Source organism: Streptomyces sp. NPDC102462, from assembly GCF_044765425.1.
In the GTDB taxonomy this organism is placed as follows: Bacteria; Actinomycetota; Actinomycetes; order Streptomycetales; family Streptomycetaceae; genus Streptomyces.
Genome location: NZ_JBIWKB010000014.1, coordinates 30076 through 51688 on the forward strand (window position 1 = coordinate 30076; position 21613 = coordinate 51688).

16 protein-coding genes are annotated in these 21613 nt (G+C 73.1%); 13 read left to right on the top strand and 3 right to left on the bottom strand.

All coding sequences use genetic code 11. From position 1 onward, the window contains the following. Positions 1–479 precede the first annotated feature (479 nt). The 6 genes from lpdA to ACIRFL_RS14725 all read left to right on the top strand — a co-directional run bounded on the left by lpdA (position 480) and on the right by ACIRFL_RS14725 (position 10682). Positions 480–1868: a dihydrolipoyl dehydrogenase gene (gene lpdA / locus ACIRFL_RS14700; protein ID WP_404028042.1), complete on the top strand. Its 1389-nt coding sequence runs from the start codon at positions 480–482 to the stop codon at positions 1866–1868. A gap of 61 nt (positions 1869–1929) precedes the next feature. Next, on the top strand, positions 1930–3735 hold the full coding sequence (gene sucB, locus ACIRFL_RS14705; RefSeq protein ID WP_404028044.1) for a 2-oxoglutarate dehydrogenase, E2 component, dihydrolipoamide succinyltransferase: 1806 nt from the start codon (positions 1930–1932) through the stop codon (positions 3733–3735). A 1622-nt stretch (positions 3736–5357) separates the two neighbouring features. Continuing rightward, positions 5358–5981: a GntR family transcriptional regulator gene (locus tag ACIRFL_RS14710; RefSeq protein ID WP_388715193.1), complete on the top strand. Its 624-nt coding sequence runs from the start codon at positions 5358–5360 to the stop codon at positions 5979–5981. Positions 5982–6310: 329 nt separating this feature from the next. Then, on the top strand, positions 6311–9013 hold the full coding sequence (gene aceE, locus ACIRFL_RS14715; protein WP_404028046.1) for a pyruvate dehydrogenase (acetyl-transferring), homodimeric type: 2703 nt from the start codon (positions 6311–6313) through the stop codon (positions 9011–9013). 117 nt (positions 9014–9130) lie between these two features. Then, a complete protein-coding gene (locus tag ACIRFL_RS14720; protein ID WP_404028048.1) occupies positions 9131–10105 on the top strand; it encodes a helix-turn-helix transcriptional regulator in 975 nt (324 codons plus the stop codon). Positions 10106–10163: 58 nt separating this feature from the next. After that, positions 10164–10682 carry a DUF4240 domain-containing protein gene (locus ACIRFL_RS14725; protein WP_404028332.1) on the top strand — a complete coding sequence of 173 codons (519 nt, stop codon included), beginning with the start codon at positions 10164–10166 and terminating at the stop codon, positions 10680–10682. A 428-nt stretch (positions 10683–11110) separates the two neighbouring features. Here ACIRFL_RS14725 and ACIRFL_RS14730 read toward each other — a convergent pair whose 3' ends face one another. After that, positions 11111–11863 (bottom strand): peptidoglycan recognition protein, encoded by a 753-nt coding sequence (locus ACIRFL_RS14730; RefSeq protein WP_404028050.1) that lies wholly within the window; start codon positions 11861–11863, stop codon positions 11111–11113. Positions 11864–12096: 233 nt separating this feature from the next. Between ACIRFL_RS14730 and ACIRFL_RS14735 the strand changes: the two genes are divergently transcribed. Then, positions 12097–13281 (top strand): MarP family serine protease, encoded by a 1185-nt coding sequence (locus tag ACIRFL_RS14735; protein WP_404028051.1) that lies wholly within the window; start codon positions 12097–12099, stop codon positions 13279–13281. A gap of 48 nt (positions 13282–13329) precedes the next feature. Here ACIRFL_RS14735 and ACIRFL_RS14740 read toward each other — a convergent pair whose 3' ends face one another. After that, a complete protein-coding gene (locus tag ACIRFL_RS14740) occupies positions 13330–13818 on the bottom strand; it encodes a GNAT family N-acetyltransferase (RefSeq protein WP_404028053.1) in 489 nt (162 codons plus the stop codon). A 71-nt stretch (positions 13819–13889) separates the two neighbouring features. Between ACIRFL_RS14740 and ACIRFL_RS14745 the strand changes: the two genes are divergently transcribed. Both ACIRFL_RS14745 and ACIRFL_RS14750 read left to right on the top strand, forming a co-directional pair. Continuing rightward, positions 13890–14783 carry a TIGR01777 family oxidoreductase gene (locus ACIRFL_RS14745; protein WP_404028056.1) on the top strand — a complete coding sequence of 298 codons (894 nt, stop codon included), beginning with the start codon at positions 13890–13892 and terminating at the stop codon, positions 14781–14783. 163 nt (positions 14784–14946) lie between these two features. Continuing rightward, positions 14947–16302, top strand: a complete 1356-nt coding sequence (locus ACIRFL_RS14750; RefSeq protein ID WP_404028060.1) for an NAD(P)/FAD-dependent oxidoreductase — start codon at positions 14947–14949, stop codon at positions 16300–16302. A 121-nt stretch (positions 16303–16423) separates the two neighbouring features. On the opposite strand, the gene ACIRFL_RS14755 is transcribed toward ACIRFL_RS14750, so the two are convergent. Further along, positions 16424–17905: a regulator gene (locus ACIRFL_RS14755; RefSeq protein WP_404028062.1), complete on the bottom strand. Its 1482-nt coding sequence runs from the start codon at positions 17903–17905 to the stop codon at positions 16424–16426. Between the two features lie 237 nt (positions 17906–18142). Here ACIRFL_RS14755 and lipB point away from each other — a divergent pair, with 237 nt between their 5' ends. The 4 genes from lipB to ACIRFL_RS14775 all read left to right on the top strand — a co-directional run bounded on the left by lipB (position 18143) and on the right by ACIRFL_RS14775 (position 21522). Further along, positions 18143–18943: a lipoyl(octanoyl) transferase LipB gene (gene lipB, locus ACIRFL_RS14760; protein ID WP_404028064.1), complete on the top strand. Its 801-nt coding sequence runs from the start codon at positions 18143–18145 to the stop codon at positions 18941–18943. Positions 18944–19309: 366 nt separating this feature from the next. Further along, positions 19310–20275 carry a lipoyl synthase gene (lipA, locus tag ACIRFL_RS14765; RefSeq protein WP_404028066.1) on the top strand — a complete coding sequence of 322 codons (966 nt, stop codon included), beginning with the start codon at positions 19310–19312 and terminating at the stop codon, positions 20273–20275. A gap of 272 nt (positions 20276–20547) precedes the next feature. Further along, positions 20548–20745: a hypothetical protein gene (locus ACIRFL_RS14770; RefSeq protein WP_404028068.1), complete on the top strand. Its 198-nt coding sequence runs from the start codon at positions 20548–20550 to the stop codon at positions 20743–20745. Positions 20746–20820: 75 nt separating this feature from the next. Next, positions 20821–21522, top strand: coding sequence for a DUF4191 domain-containing protein (locus ACIRFL_RS14775; protein ID WP_404028069.1), 702 nt, complete (start codon positions 20821–20823; stop codon positions 21520–21522). Positions 21523–21613: the final 91 nt, after the last annotated feature.

A 21613-nucleotide genomic window follows, 5' to 3' on the forward strand; every position in this document is an offset into this window, starting at 1 on the left:
CCCCGCGCCCCTACGATGCGGTTCCGGTCATCTGTCGGGTGCGGGTCGTCGTCGGTTTTGCGCAGTTCCCCGCGCCCCTACGATGCGGTTCCGGTCATCTGTCGGGTGCGGGTCGTCGTCGGTTTTGCGCAGTTCCCCGCGCCCCTACGATGCGGTTCCGGTCGTCTGTCGGGTGCGGGGCCGTCGTGGCTTGGCGCGCAGTTCTCCGCGCCCCTTGGGGCGCGTGTAGGTCGTCTGTCGGGTGCGGGGTGGCGTGGCTTGTGGGGGTGTTCGCCGTGGGGCTTGGGGGCGTGGGGTGTCTCACACCGCGGCCCCGCGTCCCGTCTGGCCCTGGCAGGTGCGAAGATGGAGCCCGGCAGGACAGGGCCCCCACCACAGGGCCGAAGAAAGAGCGGCCGGACACCAGCCGACCGACCGGTCAACCCCCCGGATGGGACCAAGGGGCCCGGCGTACGGCGCACATGCATGGAGGACGTGACGTGGCGAACGACGCCAGCACCGTTTTCGACCTAGTGATCCTCGGCGGTGGCAGCGGTGGTTACGCCGCGGCGCTGCGCGGGGCTCAGCTGGGCCTGGACGTCGCCCTGATCGAGAAGGACAAGGTCGGCGGCACCTGCCTGCACCGGGGTTGCATCCCCACCAAGGCCCTGCTGCACGCGGGCGAGATCGCCGACCAGGCCCGCGAGAGCGAGCAGTTCGGTGTCAAGACCACCTTCGAGGGCATCGACGTACCGGCCGTCCACAAGTACAAGGACGGCGTGATCGCCGGTCTGTACAAGGGTCTGCAGGGCCTGATCGCCTCCCGCAAGGTGACCTACATCGAGGGTGAGGGCCGACTGTCCTCCCCGACCTCCGTCGACGTGAACGGCCGGCGCGTCCAGGGCCGGCACGTCCTGCTCGCGACCGGTTCCGTGCCGAAGTCCCTGCCGGGCCTGGTGATCGACGGCAACCGCATCATCTCCTCCGACCACGCCCTCGTCCTGGACCGCGTGCCGCAGTCCGCGATCATCCTGGGCGGCGGGGTCATCGGCGTCGAGTTCGCCTCGGCGTGGAAGTCTTTCGGTTCGGACGTCACGGTCATCGAGGGCCTCAAGCACCTCGTGCCGGTCGAGGACGAGAACTCCTCCAAGCTCCTTGAGCGCGCCTTCCGCAAGCGCGGCATCAAGTTCAACCTCGGCACCTTCTTCGAGAAGGCCGAGTACACCCAGAACGGGGTCAAGGTCACCCTCGCCGACGGCAAGGAGTTCGAGGCCGAGGTCCTGCTCGTCGCCGTCGGCCGCGGCCCGGTCTCCCAGGGCCTCGGCTACGAGGAGCAGGGTGTCGCCATGGACCGCGGCTACGTCCTGGTCGACGAGTACATGCGCACCAACGTCCCCACCATCTCCGCCGTCGGTGACCTCGTCCCGACCCTCCAGCTCGCGCACGTCGGTTTCGCCGAGGGCATCCTGGTGGCGGAGCGGCTGGCCGGTCTGAAGGCCGTTCCGATCGACTACGACGGTGTGCCGCGCGTGACGTACTGCCACCCGGAGGTCGCCTCCGTCGGCATCACCGAGGCCAAGGCCAAGGAGATCTACGGCGCGGACAAGGTCGTCGCTCTGAAGTACAACCTGGCGGGCAACGGCAAGAGCAAGATCCTGAACACCGCGGGCGAGATCAAGCTCGTCCAGGTCAAGGACGGTGCCGTGGTCGGCGTCCACATGGTCGGCGACCGCATGGGCGAGCAGGTCGGCGAGGCCCAGCTGATCTACAACTGGGAGGCGCTGCCCGCCGAGGTGGCCCAGCTCATCCACGCCCACCCGACGCAGAACGAGGCGCTCGGCGAGGCCCACCTGGCCCTGGCCGGCAAGCCCCTCCACTCCCACGACTGAGCCTTCGGTCCACGGGCGCGACGACACAGACTTCCGCAATTCGTTAGGAGCAACCGAAACCATGGCGGTTTCCGTAACCCTTCCGGCGCTCGGCGAGAGCGTCACCGAGGGCACTGTCACCCGCTGGCTGAAGGCCGAGGGCGAACGCGTCGAGGCCGACGAGCCATTGCTCGAGGTCTCGACCGACAAGGTGGACACCGAGATCCCCTCGCCCGCCGCGGGCGTGCTCGCCTCCATCAAGGTCGCCGAGGACGAGACCGTCGAGGTCGGCGCCGAACTGGCCGTGATCGACGACGGCACCGGCGCGCCCGCCGCCGCACCGGCACCCGCTGCCGCCGCGGCGCCCGCCCCGGCCGCCGAGCCGGCACCGGCACCGGTCGCCGAGGCCCCGGCAGCCCCGGCCCCTGCCGCCCCGGCTCCGGCCGCGGCCCCCGCCGCCGCTCCGGCCGGTGGTGCCGAGGGCACGGACGTGGTCCTGCCCGCGCTCGGTGAGTCCGTCACCGAGGGCACCGTCACCCGCTGGCTGAAGTCGGTCGGCGACAGCGTCGAGGCCGACGAGCCGCTGCTCGAGGTCTCCACGGACAAGGTGGACACCGAGATCCCGGCGCCCGCCGCGGGCGTGCTGCTGGAGATCGTGGTGGGCGAGGACGAGACCGCCGAGGTCGGCGCCAAGCTCGCCGTCATCGGCGCCGCGGGCGCCGCCCCCGCACCGGCCGCCCCTGCCCCGGCCGCCGCTCCGGCGCCCGCGCAGGCCGCCCCCGCGGCTCCGGCCCCGGCTCCCGCCGCCCCGCCGGCTCCCCCGGCTCCGGCCCTGGTCCAGCCCGCTGCCCCGGCTCCGGCCCCGGCTGCGGGTCAGCCCGCGGCCCCGGCACCGGCACCGGCCGCCCCGGCTCCGGTCGCCCCGGCCGCTCCCGCTCCCGCCGCGATCACCGGTGACGAGGGCGCCTACGTGACCCCGCTGGTGCGCAAGCTCGCCGCCGAGAACGGCGTCGACCTGGCCACCGTCAAGGGCACCGGCGTCGGCGGCCGTATCCGCAAGCAGGACGTCATCGCCGCCGCCGAGGCCGCGAAGGCCGCCGCCGCTGCCCCGGCCCCTGCCGTGGCCCCCGCCGCCCAGAAGGCCGGGCCGAAGCTGGAGGTCTCCCCCCTCCGCGGCCAGACCGTCAAGATGCCCCGCATCCGCAAGGTCATCGGCGACAACATGGTCAAGGCGCTGCACGAGCAGGCGCAGCTGTCGTCGGTCGTCGAGGTCGACGTCACCCGTCTGATGCGGCTGCGTGCCCAGGCGAAGGGCTCCTTCGCGGCGCGCGAGGGCGTCAAGCTCTCCCCGATGCCGTTCTTCGTCAAGGCCGCCGCGCAGGCGCTGAAGGCCCACCCGGTCATCAACGCCAAGATCAACGAGGCCGAGGGGACCATCACCTACTTCGACACCGAGAACATCGGTATCGCGGTGGACTCCGAGAAGGGCCTGATGACCCCGGTCATCAAGAACGCCGGCGACCTCAACATCGCGGGCATCGCCAAGGCCACGGCCGACCTGGCGGGCAAGGTCCGCGGCAACAAGATCACGCCGGACGAGCTGGCCGGTGCGACGTTCACCATCAGCAACACCGGTTCCCGCGGGGCGCTGTTCGACACGATCATCGTGCCGCCGGGCCAGGTCGCGATCCTCGGTATCGGCGCCACGGTCAAGCGGCCGGCCGTCATCGAGACGGAGGAGGGCACGGTCATCGGCGTCCGCGACATGACGTACCTGACCCTCTCCTACGACCACCGCCTGGTGGACGGCGCCGACGCGGCCCGCTACCTCACGACGGTCAAGGCCATCCTGGAAGCGGGCGAGTTCGAGGTAGAACTCGGCCTGTAACTCCCCCACCCCCCGCCCCCGCCCGACCCCCGGGCGGGGGCACCGTCATATCCGGAGACACCGGGCACGGTTCGCGACGGGGTGTGGGCCGGAATACGGATGGCTGCGGGCGGGGGCCCCGGGCGCGAACCGCGGCAGGCAGCGGCCCGGCACGGGGTACGAGGCCGCGCGGCGGGTGCGGGTCGGCGCGGGGAGCGGGGAGCGGGGCGCGACGGCGTGCGGGTCGGTGCGGGGTGCGCATCGCAGCGGGCGGGGCCGTGCGGCGGGGCGCGGATCGATGCGGGCGGGGGGGTTCCCGGGTGCGGATCGATGCGGGCGGGGGCTCCGGGGTGCGGGGCGGCGGGATGCGGGTCCGTGCGGGGAACGGGTCGCGACGGCGTGCGGGGCGGTGCGGGTGCCGGGTCACGCGGCGAGGTGCGGGGGGCGAGGTCAGTGCGGGATGCGCGTCGCGACGGGGTTCAGGTCGGCGCGGGGTGCGGGCCGCGGCGGAGCACGGGGCGGGGAACAGGTCGCGGCGGAGCCCGGATCGATGCGGGCGGGGGCTCCCGGCTGCGGGTTCCGGGGTCCGGATCGCGGCGAGATGCGGGCCGGTGCGGGGTGCGCGTCGCAGCGGGGATGCGGGTCGGCGCGGGCGGGTCGCGACGGCGTGCGGTCGCAGCGGGGGGCAGGTCGGCGCGGGGTACGGGATCCCGCGGCGGGATGCGGGCCACGGCGGAGCACGGGGCGGGGTACAGGTCGCGGCGGAGCACGGATCGATGCGGGCCCGGGGCTCCCGGGTGCGGGTTCCGAGGAGCGGGGCGGCGGCGAGATGCGGGCCGGCAGGCGGAATGCGGGCCGGCGCGGGGTACGGGGTCCCGCGGGGGTGCGGGGTCGCGCGGCGGGGCGCGGCGGGGCGCGGTGCGCAGCAGGGTGCGCGTCGCAGCGGGGTACGGGGTCACGCGGCGGGTGCGGGTCGCGGAGAGGAGCGGGTCGGGGCGGGGCCGCGGGGCAGGGACGGGCCGCGGCGGAGCACGGGGCGGGGTACAAGTCGCGGCGGAGCACGGATCGATGCGGGCCGGGGCTCCGGAGTGCGGGGCGGCGGCGAGGTGCGGGTGCGCGGCGCAGCGGGGCGCGGGGAGGTGTGGGGTGGGATGCGGATCGATCGATGCGGGCGGGGGTTCCAGGGTGCGGGTTCTGGGTGTGGTGCCGTTTGTGGGTAGGTACGGCGGAGTCTCCGGCTCATCCGCTCTCAGGAACCCGCACCCAACAGCACACCCCCGCCACCCTCCAGGGGCGCGGGGAACTGCGCGACAAGCCGCGACCGACCCGCACCGGACAACCCACAGCACCACCCACCCCCCAGGGGCGCGGGGAACTGCGCGAAAAGCCACAACCGACCCGCACCCGACAAACGCACCCGCACCCGCACCCGCACCCGCACCCGCACCCGCACCCGCACCCGCACCACCCCTACAGGCAACCGGCCGAACCCCCCAGACCCCCCGGCCAAAACCTGACTGTAAGTCTCGTCTCACCTGCACGAAAGCGCCCCCACACGCCCTACCCGCGGAGCGAACCGGCCGTATTGTCTAAACGTCAATGCCCCAGGGGGCCGATGGGCGGCCCCTCCTTAAGGAGCCGTCATGACCGCGCCCGTCGTCCACTCGCTGCGCGAACAGATCCGCGAGCACATCGTGGAGGGAATCGTCAGCGGGCGCTGGAAGCCGGGCGAGCGGATCGTGGAGCGGCGGATCGCGACCGAGCTGGAGGTCAGCCAGACCCCCGTACGGGAGGCCCTGCGGGAGCTGGAGTCACTGCGGCTGATCGAGTCGGCGCCGAACAAGGGCGTACGCGTGCGCAATCTGACGGCCGCCGACCTGGAGGAGAGCTACCCGGTGCGGGCCGGTCTTGAGGCGATCGCGGCGGAGCTGGCGGCCGAGCGCCTGGCCCGGGACTGCTCGGCGCTGGAGCCGCACGTCGCCGCCCTGTACGAGGCCGACCGCAGGTCCGACGGCACGGCCCAGGTGCGGCACACCGTGGCCTTCCACCGCGAGCTGGTGCGCGCGGCGGGCAACTCGGTGCTCCTGCACACGTGGGAGGGCCTGGGCATCGAGGTGTTCACGGCGCTGTCGATCCGCTGGCTGGGCACCGTGCAGCAGTCGTACGCCGAGGAACACGAGGATCTGGTGGCCGCGTTCAAGAGACGGGACCCGCTCATCGCGGAGCTGGTGAAGGCCCACGTACTGGGCTGCGCCCCGAGGCCCTGAGCCGCGGCCCGCGCCGCCTGAACGGCACCACATCCACACCGGCAACCGTCCCATCCGGTAGCCTCACCGAAACCCCTCCCAGAAACGCCGCTCACCTGCGACAACACCGGCCAACCCCCGTCACCCGGTGCCACCGCCGGAGGCACCCCGTGCCTAGTTTCTCGGAATCGAGAGGTTTTGCCCGTCAACCCTTTGATCGATCATCGATCAGCGAGTTACAGTCGCCGACGGACTACCACCCGAGTCCAAGCCCTGTCCTGCCAAAGACCAAGGGCACCCCTGAACCCTTACCGATGAGGGAACCCCCTTCGACTGAGGAAGGCGGCGACATGACCGACCCCAACGCCATCCAGCCGAGCGCGCTCGACCAGCTCCCGGACCGCGACCCCGAGGAGACCGCCGAATGGCGGGCCTCACTCGACGCCGTCGCCAGGGAGGCCGGGCCGCACCGCGCCGCGTACCTGATGCGCCGCACGCTGGAGCGCGCCGAGGCGGCCGGTGTCGCGCTGCCGAAGCTCCTCGAAACCGACTACGTCAACACCATCCCCACCTCCGCCGAGCCGGCCGTACCCGGCGACGAGGCCATGGAGGCGCGGATCACCGCCTGGAACCGCTGGAACGCGGCGGCGATGGTGACCCGGGGCAGCAAGCACGGCGTCGGCGGCCACATCGCCACCTTCGCCTCCGCCGCCTGGCTGTACGAGACCGGCTTCAACCACTTCTTCCACGGCAAGGAGGGCGACGGCTCCGGCGACCAGCTGTACGTCCAGGGCCACGCCTCCCCCGGCATCTACGCCCGCGCCTTCCTCGACGGCCGGCTCGACGAGACGCATCTCGACAACTTCCGCCAGGAGGCCGGCGGCAACGGCCTGCCGTCCTACCCGCACCCGCGCCGCCTGCCCTGGCTGTGGGAGTTCCCGACGGTGTCGATGGGCCTGGGCCCGCTGTCCGCGATCTACCAGGCGCGCTTCAACCGGTATCTGACGGCGCGCGGCATCAAGGACGTCTCCGCCTCGCACGTGTGGGCGTTCCTCGGCGACGGCGAGATGGACGAGCCCGAGTCGACGGCCGCGATCGCGCTGGCGGCGCGTGAGGAGCTGGACAACCTCACCTTCGTCATCAACTGCAACCTGCAGCGCCTGGACGGCCCGGTGCGCGCCAACTTCAAGATCGTGCAGGAGCTGGAGGCCCAGTTCCGCGGCGCCGGCTGGAACGTCGTCAAGACGCTGTGGGGTTCGGCCTGGGACGAGCTGTTCGCGCTCGACACCACCGGCGCGCTGGTACGCCGGCTGCGTGAGGTACCGGACGCGCAGGTCCAGACGTACCAGACCCGGGACGCCGCCTACATCCGCGAGGACTTCTTCGGCAAGGACCCGGCGCTCGTCGAGATGGCGAAGCTGCTGAGCGACGACAAGATCACGGAGTGCTTCCACCTCTCCCGCGGCGGTCACGAGGCCCGCAAGGTCTACGCGGCCTACCGGGCGGCCCTCGCGCACAAGGGCGCTCCGACCGTCATCCTGGCCCAGACCGTCAAGGGCTTCACCCTCGGCGAGGGCTTCGCGTCGAAGAACGCCAACCACCAGATGAAGAAGCTGACGGTGGACGAGTTCAAGACGATGCGCGACCTGCTGGAGCTGCCGATCCCGGACAGCGCCTTCGCCGACGGCCAGGTGCCCTACGGCCACCCGGGCGCCGACTCCCCCGAGGTGCGCTACCTCCAGGAGCGGCGCGCGGCGCTCGGCGGCCCGGCCCCGGCCCGCCGTGTGCACCCGCTCGCCCCGCTGCCCGCGCCCGCCGACAAGTCCTTCGCCTCCTTCGACAAGGGCTCCGGTACGCAGAGCGTGGCGACCACCATGGCGTTCGTCCGGCTGGTCAAGGACCTGGTCCGGGACAAGGAGACCGGCAGGCGCTGGGTGCCGATCGTGCCGGACGAGGCGCGCACCTTCGGCATGGAGTCGCTGTTCCCGTCGCTCGGCATCTACTCGCCCAAGGGGCAGACGTACGAGCCGGTCGACCGTGACCAGCTGATGTACTACAAGGAGGCCAAGAACGGCCAGATCCTCAACGAGGGGATCACCGAGGCCGGTTCGATGGCCGACTTCATCGCCGCTTCGACGTCGTACGCGACGCACGGCGAGGCGATGATCCCCTTCTACATCTTCTACTCGATGTTCGGCTGGCAGCGCACGGCCGACCAGATGTGGCAGCTCGGCGACCAGCTCGGCCGCGGCTTCCTGGTCGGCGCCACGGCCGGCCGGACCACGCTGACCGGTGAGGGCCTGCAGCACGCCGACGGCCACTCCCCCGTCATCGCCGCGACCAACCCGGCGGCGCTGACGTACGACCCGGCGTTCGCATACGAGATCGCGACGATCGTCAAGGACGGTCTGCGCCGGATGTACGGCCAGGCCGCGCCGGGCGAGGACCCGAACGTCTTCTACTACCTGACCGTCTACAACGAGCCGCTGCCGCAGCCGGCCAAGCCGTCCGCGGCCGGCGTCGACGAGGGCATCGTCAAGGGCCTGTACCGCTTCAACACGGCGGAGTCGGCGGGCCTCGCCCCGACCGCCAACGCCCCGCGGATCCAGCTGCTGGGTTCCGGTACGGCCATCCACTGGGCGCTGGCCGCGCAGAAGCTGCTCGCCGAGGAGTGGGGGGTCGCGGCCGACGTCTGGTCGGCGACGTCCTGGACGGAGCTGCGGCGGGACGCGATGGAGGCCGACGCGGCGCTGCTGCGCGGCGAGGACCGGGTGCCGTACGTCCGTCGGGCGCTGCAGGGCGCCGAGGGCCCGGTGCTCGCGGTCTCCGACTACATGCGTCAGGTGCCGGACCAGATCGCGCAGTGGGTGGAGCAGGACTACTCCTCGCTGGGCACCGACGGCTTCGGTCTGTCGGACACCCGGCCGGCCGCCCGCCGTCACTTCGGCGTCGACGCGGAGTCGATCGTCGTCGCGGCGCTCGCCCATCTCGCCCGGCGCGGCGAGGTGAAGACCACCTCGGTGAAGGAGGCCCGCGAGCGGTACGGGCTGTAGGAACACCGGTCACCGTGCCCCCGGTGACGGCCCCCGCCGCACCGGGGGCCGTCACCGGGGGCGCGGCCGTACGGGACGGCGGGGCCCGTTGTCGGAGGGGGGCGGCATCATGGGGGGATGCGTGCTGCCCGGCTGATCAAGATGGTGCTGCTGCTGCAGTCCCGGCCCTCGATGACCGCCGCCGAACTCGCCAAGGAACTGGAGGTGTCGGAGCGGACCGTCACCCGCGACGCGCAGGCCCTGTCGGAGGCGGGGATTCCGGTGTACGCGGACCGGGGGCGGGCCGGCGGGTACCGGCTGATCGGCGGGTACCGGACGCGGCTGACGGGGCTGGCGCGCGGCGAGGCCGAGGCGCTGTTCCTGAGCGGGGTGCCGGGGGCGCTGCGCGACATGGGGCTCGAGGACGCGGCCTCGGCGGCGCGGCTGAAGGTGTCCGCCGCGCTGCTGCCCTCTGTGCGGGACGCCCCGCGGACGGCCGCGCAGCGGTTCCATCTGGACGCGCCCGGCTGGTTCCGGGAGCCGGAGACGCCCGAACTGCTGCCCGCGGTCGCCGAGGCGGTCTGGGACGACCGCTGTCTCACGGCCCGCTACCGCCGCGGCGAGGCCGAGGTGGAGCGCACGCTGGAGCCGTACGGGCTGGTGTTGAAGGCCGGCGCCTGGTATCTGTGCGCGCGGGTGCCGGACGCGGACGCGTTCCGGACGTACCGGGTGGACCGGTTCACGGCCGTCGGCGGGCCCGGCCCCCGGTTCGCCCGGGACGAGGAGTTCGATCTGCCCGGCTTCTGGGCGGCCCAGGCGGAGCGCTTCGCCCGGTCGCTGCTGCGCACCGAGGTCGTCGTACGGCTGTCCGCGCAGGGGGTGCGGCGGCTCGGGTACGCCGTCGATCCGCTCTCCGCGCGGGAGGGGCTGCGGTCCGCGGGCGAGGCGGACGCTGCGGGCTGGGTGACGGCGACCCTGCCGGTGGAGTCCGAGGAGGTCGCCTACGCGCAGCTCACCGCGCTCGGCCCGGAGGTCGAGGTGCTGGCGCCCGCGGCGCTGCGGGAGCGGTTCACGCGGGACGCCGCCCGGCTGGCCCTGCTGTACCGGAGCTGACGGTCCCGCCCGCACTCCGCGTGCGTCCCGACCGCGCAGGCCCGATGCTGGACCCGTGATGGACGAGATGGAGTTCTGGGAGCTGGTGGACGCCGCCCGCGAGGCCGCCGAGGGCGACCCGGAGGACCAGGCCGACCTGCTCGTGGAGCGGCTTGGCCGGCTCGACCCGGAGGCGGTGCTGGACTTCGCCCGTCACTTCGAGTCCCGCTACAACCGTGCCTACCGCTGGGATTTGTGGGGCGCGGCCTGGGTGCTGCTGGACGGGGCGAGCGACGACGCGTTCGACTTCTTCCGCTGCTGGCTGATCGGGCAGGGACGGGACGTCTTCGAGGGCGCCCTGCACGACCCGGACTCGCTGGCCGATCTGCTGGAGGACTTCGACGAGGAGATCGACGGCGACGGCGAGGAGCTGGGTTACGCGGCGGACGAGGCGTACGAGCAGCTCACCGGTACCGTGGCCCCGGATCTGGGGGTGGCACCCGCCCCCGCCGAGCCGGAGGGCACACCGGTCGACTTCGAGAACGAGCGGGTGCTTGCGCAGCGGTATCCCAAGTTGTGGAGCCGCTTCCGGACCTAGCGGTTCCCTGCGGGGCGTCTGGCGGTTGTTGGCTGGCCCGCGGTTCCCTGCGGGGCGTCTGGCGGTTGTTGGCTGGCCCGCCGTCCCCCTGCGGGGGGCCTCTGCCGGTTGTCGGCTGGCCCGCCGTCCCCTGCGGGGGGCCTCTGCCGGTTGTCGACTGGCCCGCCGTGGTGGTTGATCGCGCAGTTCCCCGCGCCCCTGTGGGGGTGCCCGTCAGTTGTCGGCTGATCCGCCGTTGTGGCTGAGCGCGCCGTTCCCCGCGCCCCTGGGGGGGTGCCCGTTAGTTGTCGGCTGATCCGCCGTTGTGGCTGAGCGCGCCGTTCCCCGCGCCCCTGTGGGGGTGCCCGTTAGTTGTCGGCTGATCCGCTGTGGTGGCTGAGCGCGCCGTTCCCCGCGCCCCTTCGGGGCGCCTGACCCGCTGTCTGGTGTCATCTGCGGCCTTGTAGGTGTGCTGCTGTGGTTCTGATGGTGGGGAGCTTGGCGGTCAGGGCTGCGCCGGGGCAGTTGGTCTGGAAGCCGGCGTCGTGGCCGGAGACGGCCGGCAGGGTGGCGACGGCGCCGACCGGGTAGCGGCTGCGGGCGTTGCTGGACACCAGGCGGGTGACGGCCCGCGGATCGACGCCGGCCAGGCCCAGCTTCCAGGCGGTCAGGGCGGCGATCGCGTCGGTCATGGCGCGCGGCACGGGGATCCCGGCGGTGAAGGTGCCGATGGCGGCGATGCCGGCGGTGCGGTGGTTGAAGCCCTGGGCGTGGGCGCCGGTGACGGCGCGTTCGATGCCGCCCGCGCGGCCCTCGTAGATGGTGCCGCAGCGGTCGACGAGGAAGTTGTAGCCGATGTCGTCCCAGTGGCGGCCGGTGGTCTGCCCCGCGTACAGGCGGCGGATCACCTCGGGCGTCTTGGCGCAGGTGTAGTCGTTGGGCGAGTCGGTGTGGTGGACGAAGACGGCGACGACCGCGTCGTCGTAGCGCGGGGGCGGCTGGGTGCGGCCCACGGTGGCGTCCAGCCAGGCGGAGCGCGGGCGGATGGGGGGCTGGGCGGCCTGGTAGGGCGGCGCGCTGCGCGGCGCCGCGGGCCGTGGCAGCACCACGGGGCTCTGCACGCCGCGGGCGCACAGCAGCAGGGTGAGGCCGGCGGCGAGGCCGGGCAGACAGGCGGCGAGCCCCAGGACGGTCCGGGGCACGCGTCGTCGCCGGGTCCGCCACCGCGTTCTTGTGATGACCCACATGTTCCTCACTGTGGGTTGCTTATGGCACGTCCGCGATGTGTGCTGTGCCACCCGGTGGAACCATCATCCCGGTCCGCGGCGTTTTTGTGGGTACACGCGGACGTGGCGGGTTCCGGTCCGTCCCCGGCGCGGGACTGATCACCGGGAGCGTGCCGCCCGTATAAGGGGTCCGAGAGAAAGGCGGCTCCGTGGACCTGCTCGATGTGCTGCTTGTGCTGGTGGTTCTCCTGTACGCGGCGTCCGGCTACCGGCGCGGTCTGGTGGCGGGCTGCGTCTCGCTGGCCGGTTTCGTGGGCGGCGCGATCGTCGGGGTGTGGATCCTGCCGTGGGTGATGGACCTGGTCACGCGCGGGACGACCGCGGCGACGGTGACCGCCGTGCTGACGGTGCTCGTTCCGGCGGCGGTGGGGCACGAACTGGCGGGCCGGCTGGCGCTGCGGCTGCGGCGCGAGCTGGACCGGGGGCCGCTGCGGGCGGCCGACGGGCTGGGCGGCGCCGCGGCCAACGCGGCGGCCGTGCTGATCGTGGCGTGGGTGGCGGCGAGCGTGCTGGGCGCGTCGTCGTCGCCGCTGGTGACGTCCGCGATCCGGAACTCGGCGGTGCTGGGCGCGGTGCAGAACCAGATGCCGGACACCACGCCCGCATGGTTCTCACGGGCCACGTCCGCGCTCACCGAGGCGGGCTTCCCGCAGGTGTTCAACCCGTTCGAGAACGAGTCGACGGCCGAGGTCGCCCGGCCGTCCGGCGACAGCGTCACGGCGGGCGCCCTGAACGCCGCGCGGACGAGCACGGTGAAGATCGAGGGCGTCTCGGGCAGCCAGGGCCGCGAGGGCAGCGGATTCGTGTACGCGCCGCGGCATGTGATGACGAACGCGCACGTGGTGGCGGGCATCGACAGTCCGAGCGTGCGGGTGGGCGGCGTCGGGCGGGTGTACACGTCCCGGGTGGTGCTGTTCGACCCGCAGAAGGACGTGGCGGTGCTGTACGTGCCGCGGCTGAGCGCGCCCGCGCTGAACTTCGACGACGGCGCGCGGCGCGGCGAGCCGGCGGTGGTCGCGGGCTATCCGCAGGACGGCGGCCTCGACCTCCAGGCGGCCACGGTGGCGAACCGGATCCGGGCGACGGGCCAGAACATCTACAACGACGCCACGGTCACCCGTGAGATCTACTCGATCCGCTCGACGGTGCGCCCCGGCAACTCCGGCGGTCCGCTGCTGACCACCGACGGCAAGGTCTTCGGTGTGGTCTTCGCGCGCTCCACCTCGGACGCCGAGACGGGCTACGTCCTGACGGCGGGCGAGGTGGCGGGCGACGCCCGGCGCGCGGCGACCGCGACGACGCCGGTGAGCACGGGCGCTCTGGTCAGCTCGTGAGGCTGCGGCGACGCCGGGGGCGCGGGCGGCCCGGTCGGCTCGCGCGGCTCACAGCGGGCGGCCCATGAGTACGTCGTCGACGTACTCGCCGGCCAGCAGGAACTCCGCGGGCAGCACCCCTTCGACGGCGAAGCCCTCGGACTCGTAGAGCCGCCGGGCGGGCGTGTTGTGCCCGAGGACGCGCAGGGTGATGCGGCGGGCGCCGCGCCGCCGCGCCTCGTCCTGCACGGCCCGCAGCAGCGCCCGGCCGACGCCGGCGCCGCGTGCCGCGTCGGCGACGGCCAGCCCCTGGATCTGGCGGACGTGCGCGTTGCAGGCCAGCGAGGTGGGCAGGGCGAGCCGGATGTAGCCGACGAGGACGCCGTCGAGTTCCGCGACCAGATGGTCCTCGGGTCCGCAGCGCTCGGTGAAGAACGGCGGGTAGGGCGGCTGGGGCCGCGGCTGCACGGCGTGCAGCGGTGACCAAGTGGCCCGGTCGAGGAGGCTGAGCGCCTCCTCGTCCTCGGGGGTGGCGCGGCGTATGTGCGGTTCGGGCATGGCGGTCACTGTAGGCCGGGCGGGCGGAACGTCGCCCGGGTTTTGCGGCGGGCGCCGGGCAGTATGGGCGCATGGAGCGTTCGCGAATCGCGGTGGCCGGCGCGTCCGGTCTCATCGGCGGTGCCCTGGTGCGGTCCCTGACGGCGGACGGGTACGAGGTGGCGCGGCTGGTGCGGCGCGCGCCCGCCGGTCCCGGCGAGGTCCGCTGGGACCCGGAGCGGCGGTCCGTGGACGCGGCCGGGCTGGCCGGCTGCGCCGCCGTGGTCAACCTGGCGGGCGCCGGAGTGGGCGACCACCGGTGGACGGACGCCTACAAGCGGCGGATCCGGGACAGCCGGGTGCTGGGCACTGAGACGCTGGCGCGGGCCGTGGCGGCGCTGGATGAGCCGCCGCGGGTGTTCGTGAACGGCAGCGCGATCGGCTACTACGGCACGACCGGGAGCCGGGTCGTGGACGAGGGGGCGCCGCCGGGTGACGGTTTCCTGCCGTCCCTGTGCGTGGCGTGGGAGGCGGCGACGGGGCCCGCGCAGGCGGCCGGGATCCGGACGGTGCTGGCGCGCACCGGGCTGGTGGTGAGCCGCCGGGGCGGTGCCTTCGGTCGGCTGTTCCCGCTGTTCCGGGCCGGGCTCGGGGGGCGGCTCGGCGACGGGCGGCAGTACTGGTCGTTCATCGCGCTGCACGACACGGTCGCCGCGCTGCGTCATCTCATCGACACCGATGAGTTGTCGGGCCCGGTGAATCTGACCGCACCGCGGCCGCTGACGAACCGTGAGATCACCGCGGCCATGGGCCGGGTGCTGCACCGGCCGGCGCTGTTCGCGGTGCCGGCTCCCGTGCTGCGGGCGGTGCTGGGCGAGCTCGCCGGGGATGTGCTGGGCAGTCAGCGGGTGGTGCCCGAGCGGCTGTTGGAGTCGGGGTTCGCCTTTGCGTTCCCCGGGATCGAAGACGCGATCCGTGCCGCGTGACGAACTTCTGTGACCGCATGCGACCGTCGTGCGACCGTGCCCTGTCGATGCGCGACTGTCCTTGACCAGTCACGGCCCTACCCTCGACCCGAACTCGGGTATTCCTGCTGCCTGTCGGGGGCACGAGGCCCCCACCGGCCGCGCAACGTCGAGGAGGAGCCTCGTGCTTGAGCCCGTGTACCAGGCGGACGTCGTCGTCGTGGGAGCCGGGATCGCCGGTCTGTCGGCGGCCCATCGCCTCACCAGCGCAGGTGTGACGACCGCGGTCCTGGAAGCCGCCCCTTGGGTCGGCGGCCGCATGTCGACGGAGAAGGTCGACGGTTTCCGGCTCGACCGGATCGGACGGCTCCTGTCCACGTCGTATCCCGAACTGCGCCTGACGCCCGGGCTGGACGCCCTCGTCCTGCGCACCTTCGCGCCGGGCGTACTGCTGCACCACGACGGGCGCCGGCAACGCGCGGGCGCCCCGGCGGGCGCGGGGAGCGCAAGGGGCGCACTCCATGCCGTGCGCGCCTTGGCGGGCGCCCCCAGGGGCTCGGCCGCGCCCTCCGCACGCCCGGGCGCCCGCTCCCTCGACATCGGCGCGCCCCTGCGGCTGCGCGCCCTGCTCGGCCGGATCGCCACGACCCCCGTCGGGCGTCTGCTGGCCCGCCCCGAACTCCCCGCAGCCCAGGCCCTCGTGGCCCGCGGCACGCCCGCCCGCACGGTCGACGGCTTTCTGCGTCCGCTGCTCGCCGCCCTGCTCTGCGACCCGGAGCTGACCACGTCCAGCCGGTGCGCCGACCTCGCGCTGCGCTCGTTCGCGGGCGGCCGGCTGTGCGTGCCGGAGGGCGGGGCCGAGGCGCTGCCGGAGCTGCTGGCCGGCGCGCTGCCGCCGGGCACCGTGCACACCGGGGTCCGGGTCACCTCCGTCTCCACGACCTCGGTGACCACCGCCGAGCACGGCGAGATCCGCTGCCGTGCGGTCCTGCTGGCGACCGACGCGCGCGCCGCCGCCGAGCTGCTGCCGGGCCTGCGGGTGCCGGACTTCCACCCGGTGACCGTGGTGCACCACACGACGGACGAGCCCCCGGCGACGGGCGCCTCGCTGCTGCTCGACGCCGACCGCGGCGGCCCGGTCGCGCACACCGCGGTCGTCAGCGAGGTCGACCCGAGCCGCGCGCCCGCGGGCCGGGCCCTGGTCTCCTCGACGGTCCTGGGCGATCCGCCGGAGGGCGTCGACACGGCCGTACGCATGCATCTGTCCCGGCTCTACGGCATCTCGACGCACCGCTGGGAGACCCTGGCCGTGCACCACAGTCCCGAGGCGGTGCCCGCGATGCGCCCGCCGCACGATCTGCGCCGCCCGGTGCGGCTGCTGGCGGGCCTGTATGTGTGCGGCGACCACCGCGACACCAGCACCGTCCAGGGCGCGCTGCACTCCGCGGGCCGCGCCGCCTCGGCGATCCTGGCCGACCTGGGCGCGACCGGCTCAATGCACCGCGCAGACCCACTCCCCGCCACGCGGAAAGCCGCCTGACCCCCAAAGGGGCGCAGGAAACGGCACGCCCAGGCGCCCCAAAGGGGCGCGGGGAACGGCGCGACCAACCACAACGAACCCGCACCCGCCGAACCACCCGAGCCCTTGGGCGCAGGCAGGCTCAACCGAGCGCCGCGACCTTGTCGCGGTACCCACGCACCGGCGCGGCGTCCCGGTACGGCTCCAGCCGCCGCTCGAAGTCCCTGACGTACTCCAGCGCGCGCACCGAACGCATCTCCGTGGCCTGCCCGGCCGCCTCCGCGCCCAGCGCGCACGCCTGGTCGAGTTCGCCCAGGCCGAGGCGGGCGGTGGCGAGGACGACCCGGCAGAACAGCCGGCTGCGGGCGTACGCCGGGGCGCGCAGATGCAGGGAGCGTTCGGCGTGCTGGGCGGCGGCCCGGTACTGCTGGAGGTCCCGGTGGCAGTGCCCGAACTCGTCGGCGAGCTGCGCCTCGTCGAAGAACCGCGCCCAGTGCGGCACCTCGTCACCGGGCCGGGCCGCCTCCAGGGCGCGTTCGGCGCGCACCAGTGCGCCGGTGCACGCCCGCACCTCGCCGAGCACGCCGTGCGCACGTGCCTCGACGGCGTGCAGCAGGGCCTGCACCACGGGTGGGGCGCCGGTCCCGACCCCCTGCTGGGCCACCCGCGCCAGCTGGACGGCCTCCCGCCCGTGCCCGAGGTAGACGGCCTGGCGGCTCATGGTGATCAGCACATACGAGCCGTACGCCCGGTCCCCCGCCACCTGGGCGAGCCGCAGCGCCTGCACGAAGTAGCGCTGGGCCAGTCCGTGCGCGGCGATGTCGTACGACGTCCAGCCGACGAGCCGGGTGAGATCGGCCGCGGCGGCGAACAGCCGACGGCCGGTCTGCTCGCCGTAGACGCCGCGCAGCATCGGCTCGCACTCGTGCTCCAGGTAGCGCACCAGGGCCTGCCGGGCGTGGCCGCCGCCGTACTGGTGGTCGAGGGCCCGGAACAGGTCGCAGACGGAGCGCAGCGCGGCGATGTCGCCGCCGGTGACCTTGTGCGGGATCCCGCGGTCGGCCTGGCCGCGCGGACGCGGCGGGACATGCGCCGGCCGCGGGACGGGGGCCGCGGGCCGGGCCGACGACAGGGGGCCGCCCTGCGCGGGCACCCGGGGGGCTGGCTCGCTGCGGGCCACCCTGTCGTCGGCCCGGCCGATCAGCCAGTCCCGGCTGGGCACCACGAGCCCCGCCGCGGTGAACGCGATCTTGCGCAGCTCGGCGTGGCTGCCGGAGTCCTTGCGCCACAGCCCGCTGACGATGTCGACGGCCTCCTCGGGGCTGGCCGCGAACTCCAGCCCGGCGTAGACCGGGGCACAGGCGTCCAGGCCGAGGTCCTGGGCGGTGAGCCGGCGGCCGAGCCGGCGGGTGAAGACCTCCGCGATCAGGGCGGGCGTGGTGCCGCGCGGCTGCTGCCCCCGAAGCCATCTGGTCACCGACGTCTTGTCGTATCTGAGGTCCAGTCCGTGCTCCAGACCGAGCTGGTCGACGCGGCGGGCCAGACCCGCGTTGGAGAACCCCGCTTCCGCGATGAGCGCGGCGAGCTGGCGGTTGGGAGTGCGCTGCGCGGGTCGTTCCGTCATATGCGGTACGGTCTCCTGCCTCCCGGGCCGACATGCCCGGATTGCCTGTGAGCAGCCCTTATGGCCTCATGAACGGCGCGAATGTAGCGGAGAGTGAGCAGCGACTCGCACATCTCGACGCTCATTCATTCCATCGTGTGAGGAGGGACCGCGAAGCTGACGCGTGACGGCCGGACGTACAGTGGCTTGGGCGCGTTACGTGCCTGACACACCCTTCGCCCTAGGGAGGCGCTTGCCGTGAGTGAGTTGCGGTTCGTCCGCATGGGGTTCGGCGCGGATGCCGTCGAGTACCAGGAGGCGTGGGACGAGCAGCGCCGGGTGCACGCGGCGCGGTTCGCCGACGAGGTCCCCGACACCGTTCTGCTGCTGGAGCACCCGCCCGTCTACACCGCGGGCCGGCGCACCGAGGACAGCGAACGGCCGCTCGACGGCACGCCGGTCGTCGACGTGGACCGCGGCGGCAAGATCACCTGGCACGGCCCCGGCCAGCTCGTCGGCTACCCGATCCAGAAGCTCCCGCGCCCGGTCGACGTCGTCGCACACGTGCGGCGCCTGGAGGAGGCGCTGATCCGCACCTGCGCGGAGTACGGCCTGGAGACCACCCGGGTCGAGGGCCGCAGCGGGGTGTGGGTCCTCGGCGACCCGGTCGAACGGCGCCCGGCGATCGGCGGGCTGTCCCTGGACTTCGACCCGCGTCTGCAGGACGAGGAGTTCGACCCCCGCCTCAACGGCCCCGAGTACGCCCCGTCCAACGCGGGCCAGCGGCGCGAGGACCGCAAGATCGCCGCGATCGGCATCCGCGTCGCCAAGGGCGTCACGATGCACGGCTTCTCCTTCAACGTGAACCCGGACAACGCCTGGTTCGACCGGATCATCCCGTGCGGCATCCGCGACGCGGGCGTCACCTCGCTCGCCGCTGAGCTGGGCCGCGACATCACGGTCCACGAGGTCCTGCCGACGGTCGAGCGCCACCTGAGGGACATCCTGGAGAACGCGGACCTCAAGCCCCGCGAAATCGAACGACGGCCGGCGGCATAGGACAGCCCCTCTGCACGACAAGGCGGCACCCACAGCCCGGCCGCCCCTCGGCGACATGGTCCGGCTCGACCAGCCCGTCCGGCGTTTGAGGACGAGGCCGTCCGGGCCGAAGCGAGGGTCCAGGGGCGGCAGCCCCCGCAGGGCCCGCACCACACCGACCGCACGAAGGCATAAAACACTCCCCCCGGCACTTGACAGACAAGGCAAGGCCCGAACAGCCCGTCCGGCGTTTGAGGACGAGGCCGTCCGGGGCGAAGCGGGGGCCCGGGGGCGGCAGCCCCCGCCGGTCCGGCACCACCGCCGGGCATTCAAATCAACGGGCGTACCCTTAAAGTCGCCGAAGAATCAATCGCTAGGGAGCCGGTCGTGTCCGCAGTCGCACCAGACGGACGCAAGATGCTGCGCCTGGAGGTCCGCAACAGCCAGACCCCCATCGAGCGCAAGCCCGAGTGGATCAAGACCCGGGCGAAAATGGGCCCCGAGTACACGAAGATGCAGAACCTGGTCAAGAGCGAGGGTCTGCACACGGTCTGCCAGGAAGCCGGCTGCCCGAACATCTACGAGTGCTGGGAGGACCGCGAGGCGACGTTCCTCATCGGCGGCGACCAGTGCACCCGGCGCTGCGACTTCTGCCAGATCGACACCGGCAGGCCCGCGGCGCTCGACCGCGACGAGCCGCGCCGGGTGGGCGAGTCCGTGGTCACCATGGACCTGAACTACGCCACGATCACCGGCGTCGCCCGCGACGACCTGGCGGACGGCGGCGCCTGGCTGTACGCCGAGACCGTGCGCCAGATCCACCAGCAGACGGCGGACCGCGAGGGCGGCCGTACGAAGGTGGAGCTGCTGGCCCCCGACTTCAACGCCGTCCCGGAGCAGCTGGCCGAGGTCTTCTCCTCGCGCCCCGAGGTCTTCGCGCACAACGTCGAGACCGTGCCCCGGATCTTCAGGCGGATCCGTCCCGGCTTCCGCTACGAGCGTTCCCTGAAGGTCATCACCGACGCCCGCGACTACGGCCTGGTCACCAAGTCCAACCTGATCCTCGGCATGGGCGAGACCCGCGAGGAGATCAGCGACGCGCTCCGGCAGCTGCACGAGGCGGGCTGCGAGCTGGTCACCATCACGCAGTATCTGCGTCCTTCCGTGCGCCACCACCCGGTGGAGCGCTGGGTCAAGCCGCAGGAGTTCGTCGAGCTGAAGGAGGAGGCCGAGCAGATCGGCTTCTCGGGCGTGATGTCGGGGCCGCTGGTACGGTCCTCCTACCGTGCCGGACGGCTGTACCAGATGGCCGTCGAGAAGCGCGGCGCGTTCGTCGCCGCCCAGGCGGTCTGAGACACCGTCACCTCCCGTGCGGGGAACGGGGATACGGGCTCGTATGAGTTCGCGCACACCCCGTTACCCGCCGGTAGAGTCCGGGTGTTCCGCGGCCCCGACCGTCCTCGCAGATGAGAGGCGCGCGTCGGGGCCGCGTCACCGTTTCGGGTCCGCGAATCAAGGCTTCATCGGTGTTTGACCGGTCGGTCACGCCCTGGTAACACCAAACAGTGACCCTGGACTCACGCCATGCGCACCCGTTCCCGGAGCAGTACCGAGGGGGGACCTCCATGCAGGCAGCACCCGTTCGCGCCACCGCCATCCCGAGCTTCACCGACGCGCTCCGCGCCGTCGAGTCCCTGCTGATGAGCGGCGGCCAGCGCACCGCACGTCGCAATGCCTGGACCTCCGTCCTGGAGGACCGCCGCCGCGCCCAGGACCGGGTCGAGGCGCAGCGCGTCCTGGACCGGGCCGCCACCCGTTCCTGACGCCCGCGCCGTCCGGGCGCCACCGTCGGGACACTGCCGTCGAAGGCGCTTCCGGGGCCACGTAGACTTCGTGACATGGCGAGGAAGGAAACCGCAGCGGACGCTGCGAACCCCGGGCGACTGAAGCAGATCGCCCTGACGTACAAGATGACCCGCAAGGCCGACAAGAAGATCGGTCTTGTACTCGCGGCTGTCGGCATCGCCACCTTCGGTGTCTTCCTCGCGATCGGCTTTCTGATCGGTCACCCGGTCTATCTCGGCATCCTGGGCCTGCTGCTCGCCTTCCTCGCGACGGCGATCGTCTTCGGCCGCCGTGCCGAGCGGGCCGCGTTCGGGCAGATGGAGGGGCAGCCGGGCGCCGCCGCGGCCGTCCTCGACAACATCGGCCGGGGCTGGACGACGACCCCAGCGGTGGCGATGAACCGCAGCCAGGACGTGGTGCACCGGGCCGTCGGCAAGGCCGGCATCGTGCTCGTGGCGGAGGGCAACCCGAACCGCGTGAAGAGCCTGCTGGCCGCCGAGAAGAAGAAGATGAACCGCATCGTGGCGGACGTGCCGGTGCACGACCTGATCGTCGGCACGGGCGAGGACCAGGTCGCGCTGAAGAAGCTGCGTACGACCATGCTGAAGTTCCCGCGCGTGCTGACCGGCCCGCAGGTGACCGCCACCAACGACCGGCTGCGCGCCCTGGGCGACCTGATGACCAACATGCCGCTGCCGAAGGGCCCGATGCCCAAGGGGATGCGGATGCCGAAGGGCGGCCCGAAGGCCCGCTGACCGCCTGCGACGAAGGGGGCGCCCGGAGTGATTCCGGGCGCCCCCTTCGTCGTACTCGCAGGGCGTGCTCCCGGGCTCTGCACGCCCCCGA